At 60.6% G+C, this 3,257-nt stretch carries 2 protein-coding genes and 2 pseudogenes; 1 reads left to right on the top strand and 3 read right to left on the bottom strand.

The window, feature by feature from the left end; genetic code table 11:
- The coding region (locus AC2ETI_RS32455) for a DUF998 domain-containing protein (protein ID WP_483635037.1) at window positions 1-627 on the top strand (627 nt) is incomplete at its 5' end.
- A gap of 207 nt (window positions 628-834) precedes the next feature.
- Here the strand turns inward: AC2ETI_RS32455 and AC2ETI_RS32450 are convergent.
- From AC2ETI_RS32450 to AC2ETI_RS32440, 3 genes and pseudogenes are all read right to left on the bottom strand, one after another.
- Window positions 835-1,550 (bottom strand): annotated as a pseudogene (locus tag AC2ETI_RS32450) (IS6 family transposase).
- A gap of 635 nt (window positions 1,551-2,185) precedes the next feature.
- Window positions 2,186-2,332: pseudogene (locus AC2ETI_RS32445) on the bottom strand (helix-turn-helix domain-containing protein); the annotation flags it as partial.
- Between the two features lie 145 nt (window positions 2,333-2,477).
- A complete protein-coding gene (locus AC2ETI_RS32440; protein ID WP_483635036.1) occupies window positions 2,478-2,795 on the bottom strand; it encodes a transposase in 318 nt (105 codons plus the stop codon).
- Window positions 2,796-3,257 lie beyond the last annotated feature (462 nt).

Genomic DNA, 3,257 nt, shown 5'->3' with positions numbered 1-3,257 from the left:
TGGTACCTCCTGGCAGAGGCCATTTCAGCAATCGGATTCCCTAATTACAGCTATGCCCGGAACTTCATCAGCGACCTAGGTGTTCCCGGAGAGGTGGTTTTCGAGGGCCACACCTTGAACTCACGTCTGTCCGAGCTCATGAACGCAGGATTCGTCGGATACGGCCTTTCCACCGTGATCGCCGGCGTAGCGCTCTGGTGGGTACTGCCCCGAGGGGGAGGTAAAAGCGTTTTCCTCGCACTCACAATTGTGCAAGGCTTCGGAATCGCCTTCGTCGGTCTCGTGCACGGCAGCCCCGAAAACACCGAAAGCGGGCTCGTCGCGTTTCACAGTATCGGAGCGCTCATGGGCATCGTCGGAGGTAACGCATTGGCCATCTGGGCGGGCACCAGGACCCTCCGCCCGCTACTCGGACCCCGCCTGAGCCACGTCACTATCGGCCTGGGAGCGCTCGGGTTAGTCAGCGTGATCATTCTCGCGATCTCCCTAGGCGCCGGAACCCATTTCCCCGGCATCTCCGAGCGAGGAGCGGTCTACACGATCGTGGCCTGGCAACTCCTCTTCGCAATTCACATCCTCCGTGAGACCTTCGACCACAAGACCGTCCACGCGCTGAAGGACAGCTGACCCCGATACCCAGGGCCCTCCACCTCAACGACGTGGAACGCGCCATCGACAATCACACAGTATCCGGGCCGACAGATCGACAACGGCCTCGCCGACATCAGGCGCCATGGCACCCACCCGACTGGGCACTGTCACGTTGTTCTAAAAGTGTAGCTGCACATCTAGTTTGGGACAGACTGCTACGGCACACCGCCGAGACGTTCGCTCTCAGGCTGCGGCGTCGGTCGTGGTGACTTCCTGCCAGACTGCGAAGCGGTCGGCCATCTCGGTACGCCATTTGAGTGCTGTGAGCCGGTGTCGGCCGGGCCTGAAATGCGGTGAGATGCCAGAGAAGGCGAAGAGGAAACATTGCGCGTGCCAGGTGATGTGAAGCGTTTCATCGCATGTTCTCGCTGCCTGGTGGGTTGATGCGAGTTCTCGGCTCGATTGTTCAAGTACTTCGATCGGCGATGCTCGACCGAGGCCAGCATCTCGCGGCGCGCCACCTGGTAGCTGGCAAGCTTTTCGGTGATGATCACCCGCGGCACATACTCCAGCCTTTTGAGTAGCTTGCCGAAGAACCGTTTGGCTGCCAACGCGTTTCGGCGGAACTGGACCAGCACATCGAGCACGTTGCCGTCCTGGTCGACCGCCCGCCACAGGTAACTCAGTTTGCCGTTGATCCGGATAAAGACCTCGTCCAGATGCCACTTGTCGCCGAGTCGCGGACGCCGTTGGCGCAGCCTGTTCGCGTAGTCCTGCCCGAATCTAGCGCACCACCGCCGGATCGTTTCGTAGCTGACCGCGACACCACGTTCGAGCATGAGTTCCTCGACTTCGCGGAAGCTGAGGGAGAACCGGAAGTACAACCACACGCAGTGGTTGATGACCTCGACCGGGTAACGGTGGCCCTTGTACGACAGCTTTGGGTGGTCACCCCACACATACTCTCAGTCTGTCGCGTTCCACAACGCGACAGTGCCCAAGGATGGATGATCTTCTCGACGACGTTCAGGTCGACACCACTTCCGCCGATCAAGCGGGTTCTTCGTTCTGGCACAGCATCATTGTTCTTTACCTGGTACCGCACCACCCGCCCGTCCGGATAGACCCGACCCCGGCTGATAATCGTGATGACCTTGTCCCAGTCGGTCGCCGATCTGGCATCGGCCCCGACACAAACTCTGGCCTCTACGCGTGTGAGTCCGGCACTGCGCAGGCGCAGGAACTCTTCACGCCACGGGTTGACCTTGCGTGCCTCACTGGTCGATACCCGATTTCCGCGCCCACACATAGTCGGTTGGCCGATGAACCCCCAGCTCATAAGCAACAGTCGAGATGATCTGCCGCTCGCGAACGAGCCACAAGAACTCAGCTGTGGGGTACGTGCGCGGAGCCGCCCGCCCCATGGCAATCCTGTCTTCCCCAATCGGTTGTAGCCGGCGAACGTTCTGCAATAGGTGATGTCGGCGACCCACAGCTGGTTCGGAGCGTCGGCGACGAACCTGCGCTCGACCAGATCTGCAGGACGATCCGTTTCAGCCTTCGGTCGTGTGGTGCGCGGACTCTTGCTCCGCATAACACCTTTCAGTCCTGCTTTCTTCATCAGTCGTTCCACTGTGCAGCGGGCAACCGGTGTGCCTTGGCGGTGCATCTCGGCATAGACCTTCCGGACGCCGTACACGCTGTAGTTGTCGTCGTGGATGGTGGCGATCTGCTCGCTCAATTCCCGATCACGTGTCGAACGGGCCGATTCCGTGCGCGTCTTGGCGGCATAATAGGTGCTCGGCGCGATCGCGGCGTCGGTGTCTTTCAACGTGTCGCAGGTTGGATACCGTGTTCACCCTTGTGTCGGTCGATGAACTCGATCTTCACCTGTGTGGGCGGTCCGACTCCGCCGCAAAGAAAGCCGAAGCCTGCCTCAAAATCGTGTTCGCTCGGCGTAGCTCTTTGACCTCGCGTTCGAGTTCGGCGAGACGCGATGAGTCGTCACTCGTGGTGCCCGGACGCAGGCCCTCGTCGACCTCGGCGCGTTTGACCCACGTCCGCAGCGCCTCGGGATGGACGCCGAGTTGGTCAGCGACACGCTTGTAGGCACCGGTCCTGGTTGCTGGGTTCTTGCGGGCGTCGATGGCCATCCGAGTGGCGCGTTCGCGCAGCTCGTCGGGGTACTTCCGTGGTGCAACCATGCTGTGCATCCTTCCGGGTTTTCGATGTCTCCATCAAACCGGGGCACAACAGACCACCAAGCGACCGCGCAGGCGCGATCGAACGCCGACGGCCGGACGACCCTTCGGTCTTCCTGACCGACGAGCAGTATCAACCAGGAATGCGCCAGCGATCGACTGCGATCGACACCAGCGACCGCGCAAACACGCGATGGGTATTCGAGTGCATACCCCGCGCATATCGAAGCAGGCTCTACGGACGGCAGGTTTCACGTGTAACCTAAGGAGTGAAAGTCGATGGAATCCCGTCACCGGGCCCGCGGACACAACCGAATTGCACACAACCCCGGGCTCTCTTCCTCGGCGTGTCTCGAAAATCTGGAGTGGTTAAGTGAATGTGAGCGTAAAAAACCCGGCCGTCGGAATAGCATCAACAGTGATGGGACTGGGTGCCCTGTGGTACCTCCTGGCAGAGGCCATTTC

The organism is Rhodococcus sp. MurmanLake-1 (assembly GCF_056945715.1).
This window is presented reverse-complemented; position numbering and strand designations above follow the sequence as displayed.